Source organism: Salipiger mangrovisoli (genome assembly GCF_015223355.1).
Taxonomy (GTDB): Bacteria; Pseudomonadota; Alphaproteobacteria; order Rhodobacterales; family Rhodobacteraceae; genus Salipiger; species Salipiger mangrovisoli.
On record NZ_JADFFK010000017.1, the window covers coordinates 29,426 to 46,088 of the forward strand.

General features: G+C 62.0%; 13 protein-coding genes. 9 read left to right on the forward strand and 4 right to left on the reverse strand.

The window, feature by feature from the left end; translation table 11 throughout:
• The first annotated feature begins 97 nt into the window (after positions 1–97).
• Complete coding sequence (locus IQ782_RS20115; RefSeq protein WP_194136471.1) at positions 98–1,060, forward strand: glycosyltransferase family 2 protein; 963 nt, start codon at positions 98–100, stop codon at positions 1,058–1,060.
• Positions 1,061–1,233: 173 nt separating this feature from the next.
• Here IQ782_RS20115 and IQ782_RS20120 read toward each other — a convergent pair whose 3' ends face one another.
• On the reverse strand, positions 1,234–1,671 hold the full coding sequence (locus tag IQ782_RS20120) for a c-type cytochrome (RefSeq protein WP_194136472.1): 438 nt from the start codon (positions 1,669–1,671) through the stop codon (positions 1,234–1,236).
• A 613-nt stretch (positions 1,672–2,284) separates the two neighbouring features.
• A complete protein-coding gene (locus tag IQ782_RS20125; RefSeq protein ID WP_194136473.1) occupies positions 2,285–3,613 on the reverse strand; it encodes a glycosyltransferase family protein in 1,329 nt (442 codons plus the stop codon).
• A gap of 297 nt (positions 3,614–3,910) precedes the next feature.
• Here IQ782_RS20125 and IQ782_RS20130 point away from each other — a divergent pair, with 297 nt between their 5' ends.
• Together IQ782_RS20130 and IQ782_RS20135 are read left to right on the forward strand one after the other, a co-directional pair.
• Positions 3,911–4,075 (forward strand): hypothetical protein, encoded by a 165-nt coding sequence (locus tag IQ782_RS20130; protein WP_194136474.1) that lies wholly within the window; start codon positions 3,911–3,913, stop codon positions 4,073–4,075.
• 672 nt (positions 4,076–4,747) lie between these two features.
• Positions 4,748–5,131: a hypothetical protein gene (locus tag IQ782_RS20135; RefSeq protein ID WP_194136475.1), complete on the forward strand. Its 384-nt coding sequence runs from the start codon at positions 4,748–4,750 to the stop codon at positions 5,129–5,131.
• A gap of 176 nt (positions 5,132–5,307) precedes the next feature.
• Here IQ782_RS20135 and IQ782_RS20140 read toward each other — a convergent pair whose 3' ends face one another.
• Entirely contained in the window at positions 5,308–6,273 is a 966-nt protein-coding gene (locus IQ782_RS20140; RefSeq protein ID WP_194136476.1) for a calcium/sodium antiporter, read from the reverse strand.
• 423 nt (positions 6,274–6,696) lie between these two features.
• On the opposite strand from IQ782_RS20140, the gene IQ782_RS20145 reads away from it, so the two are divergent.
• The 6 genes from IQ782_RS20145 (at position 6,697) to IQ782_RS20170 (ending at position 15,223) form a co-directional block, all read left to right on the forward strand.
• A complete protein-coding gene (locus IQ782_RS20145; RefSeq protein WP_194136477.1) occupies positions 6,697–7,764 on the forward strand; it encodes a flippase-like domain-containing protein in 1,068 nt (355 codons plus the stop codon).
• Entirely contained in the window at positions 7,761–9,995 is a 2,235-nt protein-coding gene (locus tag IQ782_RS20150) for a glycosyltransferase (RefSeq protein WP_194136478.1), read from the forward strand. The genes IQ782_RS20145 and IQ782_RS20150 overlap by 4 nt, the downstream gene beginning before the upstream one ends.
• A 463-nt stretch (positions 9,996–10,458) precedes the next feature.
• A complete protein-coding gene (locus tag IQ782_RS20155; RefSeq protein ID WP_194136479.1) occupies positions 10,459–10,794 on the forward strand; it encodes a YegP family protein in 336 nt (111 codons plus the stop codon).
• A 282-nt stretch (positions 10,795–11,076) separates the two neighbouring features.
• Complete coding sequence (locus IQ782_RS30410; RefSeq protein WP_194136480.1) at positions 11,077–11,265, forward strand: HWE histidine kinase domain-containing protein; 189 nt, start codon at positions 11,077–11,079, stop codon at positions 11,263–11,265.
• 248 nt (positions 11,266–11,513) lie between these two features.
• A complete protein-coding gene (locus IQ782_RS20165) occupies positions 11,514–12,347 on the forward strand; it encodes a universal stress protein (RefSeq protein ID WP_194136481.1) in 834 nt (277 codons plus the stop codon).
• A gap of 209 nt (positions 12,348–12,556) precedes the next feature.
• Complete coding sequence (locus tag IQ782_RS20170; protein ID WP_194136482.1) at positions 12,557–15,223, forward strand: HAD-IC family P-type ATPase; 2,667 nt, start codon at positions 12,557–12,559, stop codon at positions 15,221–15,223.
• Positions 15,224–15,462: 239 nt separating this feature from the next.
• On the opposite strand, the gene IQ782_RS20175 is transcribed toward IQ782_RS20170, so the two are convergent.
• Complete coding sequence (locus tag IQ782_RS20175) at positions 15,463–16,494, reverse strand: DMT family transporter (protein WP_240989431.1); 1,032 nt, start codon at positions 16,492–16,494, stop codon at positions 15,463–15,465.
• Between the last annotated feature and the right edge of the window lie 169 nt (positions 16,495–16,663).

The following is a 16,663-nucleotide window of genomic DNA, read 5'->3' on the forward strand; positions in this document are numbered from 1 at the left end:
GGCCGGAAGGTGCCGCCCGGCGTACTGCTCTTCGCCATATTGCCGCCGCTATGCTTTACGAAAAGCACGCAGTGATTTTTGGTGTGTGACTCGCACGATGTTCGACCGGCATGATGTTGTTGCGGTGGTAATTGGCCGAAACGAAGGTGAGCGCCTGCGGGCGTGCCTTGCCTCTGTGCAGAGTGAAGTCGCTCGCGTGATCTATGTCGACAGCGGTTCCGACGACGGTAGTCAGGCGCTTGCGGTAGCCATGGGCGTGGAACTGGTCGACTTGCCGATGCATCTGCCCTTTACCGCCGCGCGCGCCCGTAATGTCGGCTTCGCCCAGGCGGCGACAGGCACCTGCCCACCATATGTTCAATTCATTGATGGCGACTGCGTTTTGCAGCCCGGATGGATTGAGACCGCCACCCGGTTTCTGGCGGCGACCCCCCACTGCGCAGTGGTGTGCGGCCGACGGCGCGAACGCTTCCCGGAAATCTCGGTCTACAATCGGCTCATGGATGCCGAATGGGCCACACGCCCGGGCCGCGCCAAGGCTTGCGGCGGGGACGCATTGGTCAGAGCCACCGCGGTCGCGTCGGTGGGCGGGTTCAATGCAGATCTCATCGCCGGGGAAGAGCCAGAACTCTGCGTCAGGCTTCGGACCCGAGGCTGGAGCATCTGGCGGCTCGACCAGGAAATGACGCTCCATGACGCAGACATCCGTAGCTTGCGGCAATGGTGGCAGCGCGGCCGACGTGGTGGTTACGCGTACGCCGAAGGGGCCGCGCTCCACGGGCGAGCTCCGGAATTCCACGGCATAAGAGGACTGCTCCGCAGCTTGGCGTGGACCACAACACTTCCAGTCGCCTTGGGTCTGGCTTGGCTGGAGACGCCTTGGGCGATGCTGCTCTTGCTGGCGTGGCCCGCACAGGTGGGGCGCAGAATTTTCTTGGGCGACGATCCGGAGGTGGCCCTGTTCAACGCCCTCGCGAAAATCCCGGAAGCGCATGGAGCGCTGACCTACCTGCTGCGTCGTGTAATGCGTCGTAAGCCCTGTCTTATCGAATACAAGTAACGCCGCGGAGAAGGGTGCGGTGCAACGGCGGTGCATCTGTTGAACGGCGACTTGGAAACGATCGCCTGGATCAGCAGGGTCAACAGACGACCCCAATGGCAGAAGCGCGTTGTTTCCATGTGCAGTTTGTCCCATCTCCTCCGCATTGCGACGGCAGCCTAGCTGCTCAGCATCTAACGGGGGCCGGTTCGCTCTTCTGCCCACTCCGTCAAGTTCTGCTGGTAGCTCAGTTCTCGCTTCGGCCAGTGGGTCTTGATCCACGCAAGAAGGTCCTCGAATTCCCCGTCTGGGTATTTCGCGCCAAGGTCGGGCCCAGTGTGCCCCACCCCCGGCCACGCCTTGCGCATCATCGTGCGCAGGAGCATGTCATCCGAGTGAAGAGACGCGTGCCCGGTTCCGTTCAGGGGTGGCGCAGCCGAGCGACTGTCGAACACTGCTTGCCGCCAGCCGCTTTGCCCCTCGAGGGCGCTGCCATGACAAGAGGCGCATTGATCAAGGTAAAGCGCTGCCGCCCGCGTGGTGTCTCGCGTCGCATCCCAGGCGAACCCGATCGCTGCGCCCATCAAGACAAGGAAGAGCGCTGCGAGAATGACAAAGTTGTCTGTCTTCATGCAGCTATTTGTGGTTCGTGCCCGAGAATTGAAGAGTTCGACGTCGCGCTGCCGCCGCGCGTTCCAGCGCTTTCACCTGCTGGAGCATTGTCGTCAATTCATTCACGTGTGCGTCCAGCGGCTCTATCCCATGCACCTTGGGGGTGCACAGGTAAAGCTTGGCGACGTCCTCCAAAGGCGACGCAAGGCGTCCCAAGATCGGTCGCGAATTGACGGTACGCGCCAAGGTCATGATCAGCGTTCAGCATGGCCTACATGCCTCCAAGTTGCAGCGCCCCTTCACCATACCCTGATGGCGATATTGTGGCGTGCGGAACCTCGACCTTCTCGACCCGGTGGAGGATTTGATCGGAGACCTCTCAGTCCTTAAATGATGGTCTTTGCGAAATCCGCGTATGGACATCGGCCCCCTCGCGCACCTAACGTCAACGCCGAGACACACCCTGTCAAAGCTCTTGGAAGCAGGCTCCCCGTTTGCTTCTGAACTGGCCCGGCCAACTGCCGGGCCTCTTTCTTAGGGCCTTTCGGCACATGATCGAAAAGGCCCTTTCGCCTCCAGATCACCCCCTGGACGGACGTCGGTGCCTATGGAAATCCGCATTCTGACGCGGCCCTAAAATGGATCGATCTCGGAAACCCGCTGCACGGTCGCCAAGAGGGCCGCGATCTCGCGCCCAGGGGGGTCATTGTCCAGAGCCTCTTCGAGCACGATGCTGAAGCAGCACAGCATGAACGCCGCCGTTGCCAGCTGCCGGACCACCGACAGGCCGAAGAAATATCGCGAAGCGGTCTCGACGGCCCTTCCAAGCAGGCGCCGCAAAGGCGCGTCGCTCGCGCGCGGGTGGATGACATCTTGCCGTCGGCGCCCCGCGAGGTCTGCGGCCGAAACGTCCTCGACGAGATGGAGCTCCTCGCTGAGGGCCGTGTTTCGTTTCCAGCCGGTCGTGATCTGCCGGCAGTGGTGGAAGGTGAAGTCCTTGCTGTCAAACATCCAATTGAACGGGAAGCCCTCAAGCGTATGCGGTCGCCACTGTGCCTGACCGACCGGGCCGCCAGGCCGAACGCACCACTTGTGCGGGCAGGATGTTTCCCCAGGTTTTCGAAAGACGTGATCGGCATGGCGCACGAGGGAGGTGTCGCGTTCCTCGACGGCGTACCGCCACGTCCCGCTGAACCGCGTGTAGCCAAACGGTGCCCGCGCCGCGGCATCGAAAACTGTCTCCGCACCTCGCGACAAGACCAATTCGTCGATATCGCAAAACAGCACCGCACGCGCTTCCTGCAGGTAACGCAGCCGCACGGCATTTAGCGCGCAGGTTTGCAGGTAGAGTTCACTGTTGCTGTAGGGCTTGAAACCTCTCGGACCAAAGGGCAACTCAGTCCTCAGCACGAGCGCATCGAGCCCGGCGTGCTCCAGCACGCCTTGGATCTCGCTCACCGTGTAAGTCGTGGAGCCATTGTCGATGAAAAGGATGCTCTCAGCGCCTTGGGTACGGGCATGAAAACCCGCGAAGTCTTCAATCCAACGAAGGTCATTGTCCTTGGACATGGTGACGATCGTGTTTCTGCCGCGAAACCTCTCAGGCGTCGCGATCCGGACCGGCGTTTCGAGCCGGAATCCGTCGATGTCCAAGCTGATCCGCACGGGAGGCAAAGGGCATTTCAAGGACACCGTGCTATGGCGGTAGAACGTCCTGACGTTGGGCTTTGCCTCCTCCGCGTCGAGCATGACCTTGCCGCGCTTGAAGAGGGCGGCAAGGTTGTTCAGGCGCGGGCAGACGAGCGTAACACAACCGTCGTGCCAGACGGCATCGAACCAGAGCGTGGTTGCATCAAAAGCGCTCTCGTAACCGTCCCGGCGGAACTTGGGGTCCACTCGGGACGCACGCCGATAGGGCGTCTCCTCCAGTCGGCATGTCGAAAAATCCGAACCCACGTTCAAGGCCCCCTCCCCTGACACCGCAAAGCTTGCAGTGGCGGGAAGATAGGGTTTCAAAGAAATTCCGCAAGCAGGCGCGCCAGCTCCGCTAATCGGCACCATTCTCGGCACATATGGTCGACAGCTGCCGCCCTGCCCTATCCCAAGGGCAGCCTTTTGGGCGGCTTCCAAAAAAGGCGATGCGGGCTCCTTGTCTTGGCCGGGCGCGCTCCCCATGTCGGCGCAGGGATTGCACGCGGCGCGCCTGTAAACGGGCACCTCAGGTGGCAGGGACTGGAAATGAACCCAAGCGGCAGCAACATGGCAGACACCGGCACCACGCAGCTGGACGACCCGAGAGAGCGCGCGGACACAGACGCTGATCAAGGACCGGTCGGCCTCACGCTCCGCCAAGCCGCCCTCGTCTATTTCGGTGGTCTCCTCATCGTCGTTGCTGCCCTGGTGGCCTTTGGCTTCGCGACCTGAGCAACGCCGAGGCGAGCTGCCACGATTGGCATTTGACGACGCGCCGGTTTCCTCAATGACGCAAATCGCGAGACTTCCGACCTGAGGCAGCAAGCCCACGCGCCATCCTACCGCGTTCCAATCGAATGACCTAGCGAGCTAATATCGCCGCGCACATTGGCATGCAGAGCTCACGAGGGCAGAAGATTACCGCGACAAAAGATTTCGAGACCTGGGTCTACGAGGAAATCTCTCGCACCGAGCGCGTGTTGCGGGAAATTCAGGATGGATGTCCATGGGACCAGGCAGCACCGCAGCCTTCGTCCGAAACCATCAAAGGTCTCGTGGACAAATACGCCGAGCATGTTCTGCAGCTAAAGAAGACTCGCAATCGCGTTCGGGCAGAGTAATCCGGCATTGATGCCGAGACCTTTCGTGGCGCCCAGCTCCTCGCGCTGTTGGTCAGGGAGGTAGCCGTAGCGGTGGCGCTACCCTGTAGAGCCAGACAATGTCGGACGCGCACGGACGGCGGCACTCGATTGGCTAAGGCGATGCCCGAGCAGCCCTCCCTTCTGCCTAGATTTGTCGCGCCGCCGGGAACGCCGCGCATTTCAACATCCCGACTCTCGTTTCTTCGATCCTAGCTGGTGTATCATTTCGTAAACGTGCTCAACGCGAGTCATCGGAGCTGAGATGTCTAAACTCACGGCACCACTAGCGGCTTGGGTACTTATGTCTTCCGCTGCGGCTGCGGTTCACGCCGAGGTTTCCGGACCAGACTGGCTGCCCCAGGTGCTCCAACTCCCGAAAGACATGGAAGTTGTGACATCGCGCGAGATTGGCTCTTCGATGCGGCTGCTTCGGCTCGCGACAACCCAAGACGCGGGCGAACTCCTCGGCGCTTGGCGGATCGCGTTGCTGGCGGCGGGCTACTCCGTGCGTGAGCCCGACGAAAATCTGGGTCTTCTCCAGCTCTCATTCTCCGGAAAAGGCATCAACAATGCCCAGATCGCTGTCCCGAACCGGGGCCAGAAGAACCGAGCGATGATCGAAATCGATGCGACGCTGGATGACTGAGGCAAGAAAATGCCCGGCACATAGGCCGGCCATTGGTCGCTACGGGTGGTCCCGTTGGGTGCTGTGAAGACGACAGCAGGAACAGGCCCTGCGTCTTCTGTAGACTAGCGGCACGCCTGCGCGGATCACAAGGTGCTCTTCGAAAATCCTGAGCTCCGCGGGACTAAGACCTTGGATCAACTTGTTATCCCGCTGGAGAAGAGGAAGACCATATATGCGGCGTAGGCCACCAACATCGTTGCGCCCCAAAGCCGCGAAATCCGCGTGGTCGCGAAGAGAAGCGCAAGGAGCAGTAGGCTGGCGCCGAGCATCACCGGCGTGTCGATTTCGCGAAACCTGGCGGTGACCTCTATAGGCTGGATCACGACGGTGACGCCCAAGATGGCAAGGATGTTAAAGATGTTCGAGCCAATCACGTTGCCAAGAACGACATCGGTGTGCTTGCGGACCGCAGCAACAATGGCAGTCGCCAACTCCGGCAAGGAGGTCCCGACCGCAACCAGGGAAAGGCCGATCACTGCGTCAGGCACGCCAAAGGAGCGCGCGATGTTGACCGAGCCTTCAACGAGAAGATCCGCGCCATAGACGAGGGCGCCGATCCCACCAAGTGCCAGAACAGGAGGAAGCCAGGGGCGTGACAGAGGGATGTCTTCGAACTCCTCAGCTTCATGTTCAAATGTCTTGGCCTCGCGGTCGCGCCGTTCCAGCCACACGCTGGACGCCAGGTAACCGGCGAGCACCACCAGCATGGCCAGGCCTTCCACCCGGTTGATAACCTCGCCCTGTGTGAGCCCAACCACCACGAGTGCAACCAAGGTCGCAATCAAGGCTTCCCTGACCGCCGTGCGTTGCCATCCGGAAATGGGCAGGATCAACGCCGCGACGCCCACGATCAAGAGAATATTGGCGATGTTCGAGCCGACGACGTTGCCAAACGCAATCTCCGGGGCGCCGTCGAGCGCGGCATTGACCGACACCAGCAGCTCCGGCGTTGAGGTCCCGAAACCGACAATGACAAGTCCGATGAGTAGTTTCGAGATCCCGAATCTCTCGGCAAGCGCCACTGAGCCGCGGACCAGCCCTTCGCCGCCAACGAATAGAAGTACGAGGCCAGCGGCCACCAGGAGCAAGTCATGTGTCATTCGTTTTCCTTGATTAGCGCCTGCTGGGGCGCTCGAAGTTTCTGTCCCGCAAGTCCGGCGCACTCTCCGTGGGAGCCAATTGGGGAAGGCATACTGCGAGGGCCACGTGCCCGCGGGTTCGCACGACTGGAGCGCGTCGATGAAGCTGCTGTTGCGCCGCGCGGGTGTCTGGGTAGCCGCAAAACCCCTCGCAGAAACGCGTAGCGCTCCCGTGAGTTCTGCCTTCGACAAAGACATCCTTGCCACCTAGGCTCCGTCTATCGTGAGCACGCTTAACGTCCCCCTCCCTCGCAACATGAAAAGCGTACGAGCGCCTTGCATGTGTCAGGAAATAGGGAGCCGGCCCACGCAATTGCAAGGGCGCGGCGTTGCCATCGACAAGGTGCCGGAATATCTGCACGAGATCGATACAAGGAAGTTTCAGTGCAACACGACGAGAAACCGCGCTCCGCGGAAGAGGGGCGGCTCTGGGGACGGCCGAGCGCCTGGATCGTCTCCGTGTTGCTCTTCGTTGGATTGACAGCCGTCGGCCTCACCGCGGTGTCGTCGATCTTTGGAGGGAGGATCCCGAGTTTTGATAATAGGCTGGTTCAGCCACAGACCGTCGTGGCAATCCTCGGATTTCTGATCGTCTACTTCCTAGCCGACGGCCTTCGTCTCTACTTCGTCCTACGTACGATTGGGGCGAGGATCAGGGTCCATGAAATTTTCCCATTGGTTTTCATCAATATCCTGGTTTCGAATGTGACACCGCTCGCGACCGGCGGCGGCTTCGCCCAAGTCTGGTATCTGCGCCGCCACGGCGTCGCCGTCGGCGCGTCGGTCGCCGCAACTACGATCCGCACCGTCCTCGCCATGTTGCTGATCTTCACCGCCGCGCCGTTGATTCAGTTTCTCCACCCCAACGCGTCGTCTGAGGGTGTTGCGCGTATCACGACACAGTCGCTCTCCGGGATCATCTTGATCTATCTGGCCGGTTTCCTGATCGTCCTCTTCCGGCCATTCTGGATCGCCGCCCTCCTGAGCCGGGTACTCGGATTTGCGGCTCGTATCGGTCTCATTGGCCGGCAGCGATGTATTCGCTGGACCGTGGCAGTGCAGCGTGAGACGCAAGAGTTTTCCGCAAGCTTCGCAAGGTTCGCCCGAGGCTCGCGCATGTTCGCTCTGGCTGCGGTGCTCGCGACCCTGATCTTCCTGCTGACGCTCTTCGCCTTTCCCGCTCTTCTTCTCGAGGCCCTCGGGCAGGAGGTGGATTGGCTCAAGGTGATCGGGACGCTTTCGGTCGTAACCTTCCTGATGTATTTCGCACCGACCCCCGGTGGCGCTGGCTTTGCAGAACTCGCGTTCGCAGGGTTCATGGCAGCCCAGATGGAAGCCGACGAGCTCCTTCTTGTCGTGTTCGCCTGGCGGTTTCTGACGATCTACATCGGGATGGCCATTGGTGTGATCGTGTCATTCTTCGCGTTTCGCCCGAAGGCGCTCGCAGGATGACTCGAAAGCTTCTTGCCTTCGTCTTCTACGCAAATCTTGCAGTCATCCTGGTGATCGCCAGCTATCGCCTCTATCTCCTCATCAGCGCTCCTAACGCGAGCGCTCTTCTCGTCAAACAAATCGAAGAGATCGAGAGAGTTGCAGAGGCGAAACCCGGCGCGCCCTTGGCCCTCGCGGTGATCGGAGAAGGCAACAACTCCATCGGCGTTCTGGAGCAACAGATCATTCCCTCGATCAATGCCTCGGGTGCCCAATTCCTCGTCTCAGCCGGAAATATCGTCAGCGGAGGCGGCGAAGACAAATACCGCGCTCTGCTTGGCACTCTGTCGCACCTCAAGGTTCCCTACCTGCTGACCTTCGGGGAAAACGAACATGAAGAGTTTGGGAGCACGAGGTTCTACCAGCGTTTCGGGCCTCATTTCTATTCGCTCTCCCTGCCCCAGGTCCGCCTCGTGTTTCTCGATGCGACGGGCCGGACACCCACCGACTGGCAGGAAAGATGGCTGCGCGATATCCTGAAGCCTGACGATGACACCCCAGTCATCATTTTTCTTGGCCATCCGCTTGTCCCGCCGGCGCAGGAGACACTTTTTCCTCCTGACGAGGGTGCCTGGTCGGAGCCCGAGAGTCGGGATCGCCTGCTCGCGCTGATCACTAAGCTCGGCGTCGACATGGTCGTTTCGGCCGGCGCAGCGACTTTCTCCGACCAGATGATAGGGGGGGTGCGCCACATTCTGACTGGGGGCGCAGGCGGCCTCGTCGTGAACGATGAGGCAAGCTTCTACCACTATCTCGATCTAGCAGTGGACAAAGGCGACCTCTCAGCCGAAATGCGTCGGATCAACACTGCCCCAACGGGTCTCGCAAGACGCATCGAGGGGATCTGGTTCTTTATCTACTCCCTCTTCTATGTCGGCTGGCTCAACTTTCTCTTGATCGTGTCCATACTCGTTGTCACCTGCTTGTATCTGTACAATCGGCTGTTCCGGGCACGACGGTACTATCCCGACTACGCCCTGCGGACTTCGAAGCTGCCCCACCGCCCGCTCCGGATCGTGATGTTCACCAATACCTACTTGCCTTTTGTCGGGGGCGTGGCGATCTCGGTGGAGCGCCTGAAGACCGGACTGGAACGTCTGGGTCATGAAGTTCTGGTGGTCGCCCCGACCTATGACGGTCAAACCGACGAGCAAGGTGTGCTGCGCGTCCCGACGCTGGGCGGCAGGAGCAATCTGATCCGCGTTGCCAATCCCATCCACTCAGGCACCTGGCGAACGGTTCGCGACTTCGAGCCCGATGTCATTCATATTCACCACCCGTTCTGGCTGGGTTCTCTTGGGCTCAGAATGGCCCGCAGTCTCAAGGTCCCCGCAGTGTTCACATATCACACGCGGCTCGAGCAGTTCGCACATGCCATCCCATTGCCCGGCGCCCTGTTCAGGAACGTGATCGCGCATTGGCTTGTGCGGCGGTTTGCCAATCAATGCGACGAAATCATCGTGCCCACGCCCGTCACACGAGACTATATCAGGCTGATTGGTGTCGACCGCCCCGTGCATGTCCAACCGACCGGCGTCGAAACAGCCCGATTCCAGGCCTCTGACAAGGGCCAGCTTGAAGAGCTTCGCGACCGATTCAATCCGGACGGCCGCAAGATCCTGGTCACCGTCTCACGCCTTTCCCGGGAGAAGAACCTCGATTTCATGATCGCCGCGATGCGGAAGCTGAAAGACCGAGGGGCTCCGGCATTTCGCCTCTTGATCATTGGCGAAGGCGACGAGCGACGCCATTTGACGGACATCATTAGAGACAAGGACCTCACCTCGGAGGTCCGGATCGTAGGCGCGGTTTCGGGAGATGAGATACCGAATTACCTCGGCATCGCAGACATCTTCGTTTTCGCATCTGTCTCCGAGACGCAGGGCATGGTCATCCTCGAAGCGATGGCCGCCGGCCTCCCTGTCGTCGCCGTAAATGCGACCGGCGTGGACGCCTTCGTGCAAAACCGAAACACTGGCATCCTCACCGATGAAGATACCGAACAATGGGCAGATGCCGTCCATGGGCTTCTGGTCAACGCGCGTGACCGCCGCGAACTGGCCCGCGCTGGACTCGAGAAAGCACAGAAACATTCTGTTGAGGCGTTTTCTGCCGCGGTCGCAGAAATCTACCTCGCCGCGAGCGCAAGCCATGAGATTGAAAGGGTCAGCACCCACAGTGCAAGGTCGTAACCCGCAAGAGCGTAGTTCGTCTCAGGGCCTCACGGCAGACCGATCGCTACTTCGGATTGTTTGCAGTCCCGGCGTCCCTCACGTCGTGCAACCTGCGCCACCCGAGCCCGAAACTTTTGCCCCCACAGTCCTGCGCCTGACCTGCCCCGTTGCGCCGTAGCTCTATTAACGCCAGTGATCGTCATCGGTGCCTGAGCACCTCGCCATGCCACGTACGGCTTGCGCCCATCATTGTACTTGGCTCTGGTCTGGCGAACAAATACAGGGCGCGGCGCAGAATCTGAGCCTCTCAGACGGGTGACGTTCGCGTTTGTGGCATCCCTGTAGCGAAAGAACCTCCGCGTCATTTATCAATATGGTCCGTGAAAACGCTAGCTTCAGAAGAGATGTCAAAGACTTGCCAACCGGGAGGCACTGGTTGCACGATGGGGACACCGAAAGATGTAACGAGGGACTTGAAGAAATGGCAGGGAAGTTCGAGCTCTATAAGGATAAGGCCGGAGAGTTCCGGTTCCGCTTGAAAGCCGGCAACGGGGAAATCATCCTCGTCAGCGAGGGCTATAAGCAAAAGGCCAGCGCGGAGAATGGGGTCGCATCGGTTCGTCGAAACGCGCCGCTTGATGAACGCTACGAACGCAAGGCCAACGCGTCTGGCAGACCCATGTTCAATCTCAAGGCCAGCAATGGCCAAGTCATCGGCACCAGCGAAGCATACAGCAGTGAGCAAGCTCGCGAGGCGGGCATCGCTTCGGTGAAGGCAAACGCCGAGGGCGCCAGGCTTGAGGACCAAGCAGCCTGATCTTCAGGGCGCCTCCTGCGAGGCGAGGCGCCCGACATCGACCTGGCAGAGGATCGCAGTCGCGTTCGCTGGGTTCAGGTCGCCCCGCATTTCCAGCATCTGGATGCACGCCGGATCGGCGCGCGCGTCGCAGATTTGGCGGACGCACGGTGCGCCTGACTTGGCGAGAGGACTGGGGATACGATCGCCGTGAGGCCGGCTACAAGGTTCCGGCAAGATCGCACGCGAGACATCAGCCTGCGAAAGCTGGTTGAGGAGCAGCCACGGATCCTTCTTGCCGAGATGCGCCACCGGGTCGGCAATAGTTTCGCTATCGCCAGCGGCTTGATCAGTGTCTGCGCGCGTGGGGTCGACACGGCACAGGAGCTCGCCGCGGTGATGAAGGATCGGCTGGTGGCACTCTCCTCGGCGCAATCCCTTGCTGTCAGTGATCACCTCGCGCCGATGCGCTCAAGGGCTCACTCTCCATGAGGCGACGGCGCGCGGGCTGGGACGACATTTTCTTGCGCAGCATTCGTACGGCGCTGACAGCCCATTGAGCCAGACGCGATTGCCCTGCCGCAGCCTTGAAAAGGCTTGCACAGCGAATACGATCAGGCGACTCTGCGGCAGGGATAGAATGTGTTCAATCGAGGGACCTGAACACTTCTTTCCAATGAGGTTTCTTCTAATTTTTTTGTAATATCTCCTCTTCTACCTTTTCATCATGGTGGCGCAAAATGGCGATAAAAACGATTACACTGGTGCTCTTTGATACCGATGAGGCCGAATGGGCACTCCCACAGGCGGCCACGTTGGCATCAGCCTTTGACGCGCATCTGAGCGTACTGCACCCTTACAACCCCATGCTCTTCACGGGTGGTATTGGGGCAGAACCGCTCATCTATTCGAGCATCCAACAGTGGGAAGAGGAGGACTCCGAAAAAATCAAGGCGGCAGTCGAGAAGGAAGTGAAATCTGCCGGAATTCTTGGCGAGTACCGGCCGCAGACAACGCTCTACGGTGCCGAGGCATTCTTGCTTTCTGGTGCCCGCGGCGCGGATTTGGTCTTGGTCGGGACTAATGGCGTGCTCAACCGCTCACCAGACGATCGCAATTTGATTGAACGGATTATCCGAAACCTCGGACGTCCGGTTCTCGTCCTGACACCGAAGGCAGCTTTGACCGGCCCTCTTGACAGACTGACCATCGGCTGGAGTGATACGCGCGAGGCAACCCGGGCTGCCCACGACGCGCTGAACCTTGCAAAGGACGGCGCCGAGATCGAACTCGTAACAGTCGTGTCGCGCGCGCAAAGCACCGTTCCAGGCATCGATGGAAGAGCGGATTTCGCAACCTCACTCGATCGTCTCGGCTACCGTGTAACAGTGACCGAGCGCAGTGCCGCCGTTGAGCACCGAGCAGAAACGTTGATTTCCGCCGCCCAGGAATTCGGCTCCAAATTGCTCGTGACCGGGGCGTTCGGGCATTCGCAACTGTATGACTTCGTAGTGGGTGCCGTTACGCGTGACCTTCTGGAATTCGCCCCTTTGCCTGTCTTGATGTCAAAGTGATCGAAGGCAGGTCCCTGGCTGGAAATTTTGGCTTTCACATATTCTCTGGCTCCGCGCCGAATAATCTCAGGTTTTGAGTCAGGAAGATCTGGCGGGCGAAGAACCGCGTTTGGCGGGCGCTGCTCACGGTCTCGCAGACGTCCAAGATTGTTGGAGCTTGCGAAGAAGAACATGCAATTCTCCACAGACCGCGATCAGGACCCCGCCAGGTGAGCACCGAACCCGCGCCCGACACGCCCTATCACGCGCTCTCCCGCGAGGCGGTGCTGGCGCGGCTCGGCGGCTCGGTGGCGGGCGGGCTCTCCGAGGCGGAAGCGGCAACCCGCCTCGCCCGCTTCGGCCGCAACTCGATCGCCGCGAAGCAGCGGCTCGGCGCGCTCACCGTGGTTCTGCGGCAGTTGCGCAGCCCGGTGGTCTTCCTGCTCGGCGGCGCGGCGGTCCTCGCCCTCGTCTTCGGCGAGATCGGCGATGCCGCCGCCATCGCTGCGATCCTGCTTCTCAACGCGCTCATCGGCGTTTTCACCGAGATCAAGGCAGCGCGCTCGATCGAGAGCCTGCGCGCGCTCGACACGCGCAGCGCCCGGGTGCGCCGCGACGGCCACGAGCGGCAGGTCTCGGCCGAGCTGCTGGTGCCCGGCGACATCGTGGTGCTCGACGCGGGCGACGCGGTCCCCGCCGACATGCGGCTGCTCGAATGCTCGAACCTGCAGGTCGACGAGTCGACCCTCACCGGGGAATCCGTGGCGGTCGCCAAGTCCGCCGCCCCGGTGCCCGAGGCGGCACGGCTCGGCGACCGCCACGCGATGCTGTTCCGCGGCACCGCGCTGACCCGCGGCCTCGCGCTCGGCATCGTCACCGGCACCGGGCTCGCCACCGAGATCGGCAAGGTCTCGCGTCTGGTGGCCGAGGCGGGCGCCGGCAGCTCGCCGCTCGAGCGCAAGCTCGCCCGGCTCTCGGCACAGCTGGTCTGGGCAGTGACGGCGCTGGCGGTGGTGCTCTCGGGGGTCGGCCTCCTGACCGGCAAGGACCCGCTGCTGATGGTCGAGGCGGCGATCGCCCTCGCCGTCGCGGCCATCCCCGAGGGGCTGCCGATCGTCGCCACGCTCACGCTGGCGCGAGGCATGTGGCGCATGGCGCGGCAGAATGCGCTGGTCGAGCACCTCTCGGCGGTCGAGACGCTTGGCGCCACGACGCTGATCCTGACCGACAAGACCGGCACGCTGACCGAGAACCGCATGGCGGTGCGCAGCTACTGGCCGGCCTCGGGCAGGCAGCACGATGCGGGCGCGGGTGAGCCGCCCTCCGCCGCCGACGCCGCCGGGCTTGCCGCGCTGGTCGAGGTCGCGGTGCTCTGCAACGGCGCGGCGCTCGACGACGCGCGGGCCGAGGGCGCCGGCGATCCGATGGAACGCGCGCTGCTGCGCGCCGGGCTCGAGGCGGGCCGCTCCCGCGAGGCGCTGCTGCAGCGCTTCCCGCTCGTCCGGCAGGTCGCCTTCGACACCGCCACGCGGATGATGGCGACGGTCCACGCGGCGGGCGATGCCTTCCGCTACGCGATCAAGGGCGCGCCCGAGGCGGTGCTGCAGGCCTGCAGCTTTGATGCCCGCGACGGCGCCACCCCGCTCGGCGCCGCGGGGCGCGCGGAATGGCTGCGCCGGGTCGAGGCCATGGCGGAGGCGGGGCTGCGCGTCCTCGCCTGCGCCGAACGCACCGACCCCCGCCCGGACGCCGCGCCCTACGCCGGGCTGACGTTCCTCGGCCTGATCGGGCTCGAGGACCCGGCCCGCAGCGACGTGCCGCAGGCGATCGAGGCCTGCCACCGCGCCGGCATCCGCGTGGTCATGGTCACCGGCGATCATGCCACCACCGCGCTCAGCATCAGCCGCACCATCGGGCTGCAGGTCGGCGAGGAGGGCGTGGCCGAGGGGGTCGACGCCGCGCATCTCGCCGCCGGAATAGGCGCGCTCGACCGGATCGGCGTCTTTGCCCGCGTCAGCCCGCAGGAGAAGCTCGCGATCGTCCGCGCCTTCCAGTCCGCGGGCGAGATCGTCGCTATGACCGGCGACGGGGTGAACGACGCGCCCGCGCTGCGGCAGGCCGACATCGGCGTGGCGATGGGGCGGCGCGGCACCGACGTGGCGCGCGAGGCGGCGGCGATGATCCTGCTCGACGACGCCTTCCCCACCATCGTCGCGGCGATCCGAGAGGGCCGGGTGATCTTTGGCAACATCCGCCGCTTCGCCGCCTACCTGCTCGCCTGCAACCTGAGCGAGGTGCTGGTGGTCGGGCTCGCGGTGCTCTCCTCGCTGCCGCTGCCGATCCTGCCGCTGCAGATCCTCTACCTCAACCTCATCACCGACGTCTTCCCGGCCTTCGCGCTGGCGCTCGGCGAGGGCGAGGGCAACGTGCTCGCCCGCCCACCGCGCGATCCGCGCGAGCCGATCCTCGGCCGCCCGCAATGGCTACGGCTGCTGGCGCAGGGCCTGCTGATGACCGCGGGCGTCTTCCTCGCGATGTGGGCCTCGGGCGGGATGGGCCTCTCGCCGGACGAGACCGTGACCGTCACCTTCCTGACGCTGGCGGTGACGCAGCTCTGGCAGGTGTTCAACATGCGCGCGGGGGCGTCGGGTATCCTTTCCAACGAGATCACCCGCAACCCGTGGATCTGGGCGGCGCTGGCGCTCTGCCTCGCGCTGCTGGCGCTGCCGCCCTACATCCCACCGCTCGCCGGGGTGCTGGGCGTGGTGCCGCCGGACGCCGGCATGTGGGCGCTCGTGCTCGGCCTCGGGGCGCTGCCGATGCTGGCCTGGCAGGTCGCTATCTCGATTTCGAGAAAGACCCGTTTTCGGCACGATGATCTCCCGCTTTGGAAGTAGCGGGGCGCTCCCGCTGGACCTTCGCCTAGAACAAATCGAATTCGAACGATCTGCATTGTCTCCAGTAAAGCAGTGATTTCTCAAATGTCGGGGCGCGCGCTCGAGCCTACAGGAAATGACCTGCCCCCCGCCGTCGGGCCCGCGCCGAAATCGCATAAGCGCCAATAGGTTAGCCTTCGACTTAGCGCTGAATCGCCACATGTATTGGCTTCGTGCCGCCAAGGGGCCAAGTCAAACCCCTACGCCGCTGTGTTTGCGTGCGCAGCTTGAGCAAACTGTCGTTCCCGGTTGTGCTCTCTCCACACTGTGAAGATACCGCTACCAATGATGATGGCGGCGCCAGCGAATACGGGCATTTCCGGGATTTCGTTCCAAACGAGCCATCCTGCCAACGTTGCCCAGATCAGAGCCGTGTAGTCGAGAGGCGCAATGACAACCGCGGGCGCCATTCGGAAGGCTTGGGTGATCAGCGTCATCCCAACTGTCCCAAAAAATGCGATAGCCACGAACCTCCACAGGTCACTCAGCGGCACGGGATGCCATACGAATGGTGCAATGAATGCGCTCAATAGAGCCCCTGCCCCGGTAAGATATAGAAGGAGCGTCCAAACGCTCTCACGCTCGTCTACCCATCTGGCGCTGACCATGAGGAGAGCGTAGAAAAGTGCAGTTCCGATGGGCAGCAGCGATACCAGCTGAAAGCTGGCCGCCCCTGGGCGTATCGCTATGACGACGCCGAGAAACCCCGCCAAGACTGCGAGCCACCTTTTCCATCCGACGTGCTCGCCAAGGAACATGGCCGAGATCGCAGTGATGAAGAGCGGCGCCACGAACACCAACGCTGTCGCTTCAGCGATGGGCATCTGCTTCAAACTTGAGAAGAACATGAAGGCGGCACCCACCCAGACAACACCGCGGACGAGATGGGCGGCGGGTCGGTATGATCGCAAGGCACCAGTTCCACCGCTGAACAACGCGATCACAATTGCGAAAGGCAGCGCAATGAGATTTCTCAGGAAGAGAACCTGAAAAGGGGAATAGTCAGACGTCAGGTGCTTGGCAAAGGCGTCATTGACGCTCAGACACGCGACCCCGACGCACATCATCAGCATCCCGATCGAGACTTTCGATTGCCGCACCTCGCGCCCTCCCTGGATGGTTGCTCGCACTTTTAGCAAGACTGCTCGAGTTGGCGCCATGCTCTCACCAGAAATTCCACATCGATTGCTTGGAACACATTCAAAATTTTGTCCTTTAGCGAAACCGAACATGTTTGGCACCGAAGTCTTGCAGTCACAACTCGCGTCCCGCAGAACCCAAGGCGCGCCGGCGACCGGAGGGCCAGTATACCGCTTTAGAACGCCTAACTGTCCCTCGGGGCTTGAGTGGGCTAGTCGCTCACCCCGTCGTTTCGCGGCAGGCGACCACCACGTCCTACTG

What these genes read in the sequence shown, in the direction of transcription:
- IQ782_RS20115 (WP_194136471.1), top strand. Translation starts at nt 98, where the DNA reads ATGTTCGACCGGCATGATGTTGTTGCGGTGGTAATTGGCCGAAACGAA.
- IQ782_RS20120 (WP_194136472.1), bottom strand. Translation starts at nt 1,671, where the DNA reads ATGAAGACAGACAACTTTGTCATTCTCGCAGCGCTCTTCCTTGTCTTG.
- IQ782_RS20130 (WP_194136474.1), top strand. Translation starts at nt 3,911, where the DNA reads ATGGCAGACACCGGCACCACGCAGCTGGACGACCCGAGAGAGCGCGCG.
- IQ782_RS20135 (WP_194136475.1), top strand. Translation starts at nt 4,748, where the DNA reads ATGTCTAAACTCACGGCACCACTAGCGGCTTGGGTACTTATGTCTTCC.
- IQ782_RS20140 (WP_194136476.1), bottom strand. Translation starts at nt 6,273, where the DNA reads ATGACACATGACTTGCTCCTGGTGGCCGCTGGCCTCGTACTTCTATTC.
- IQ782_RS20150 (WP_194136478.1), top strand. Translation starts at nt 7,761, where the DNA reads ATGACTCGAAAGCTTCTTGCCTTCGTCTTCTACGCAAATCTTGCAGTC.
- IQ782_RS20155 (WP_194136479.1), top strand. Translation starts at nt 10,459, where the DNA reads ATGGCAGGGAAGTTCGAGCTCTATAAGGATAAGGCCGGAGAGTTCCGG.
- IQ782_RS30410 (WP_194136480.1), top strand. Translation starts at nt 11,077, where the DNA reads ATGCGCCACCGGGTCGGCAATAGTTTCGCTATCGCCAGCGGCTTGATC.
- IQ782_RS20165 (WP_194136481.1), top strand. Translation starts at nt 11,514, where the DNA reads ATGGCGATAAAAACGATTACACTGGTGCTCTTTGATACCGATGAGGCC.
- IQ782_RS20175 (WP_240989431.1), bottom strand. Translation starts at nt 16,494, where the DNA reads ATGTTCGGTTTCGCTAAAGGACAAAATTTTGAATGTGTTCCAAGCAAT.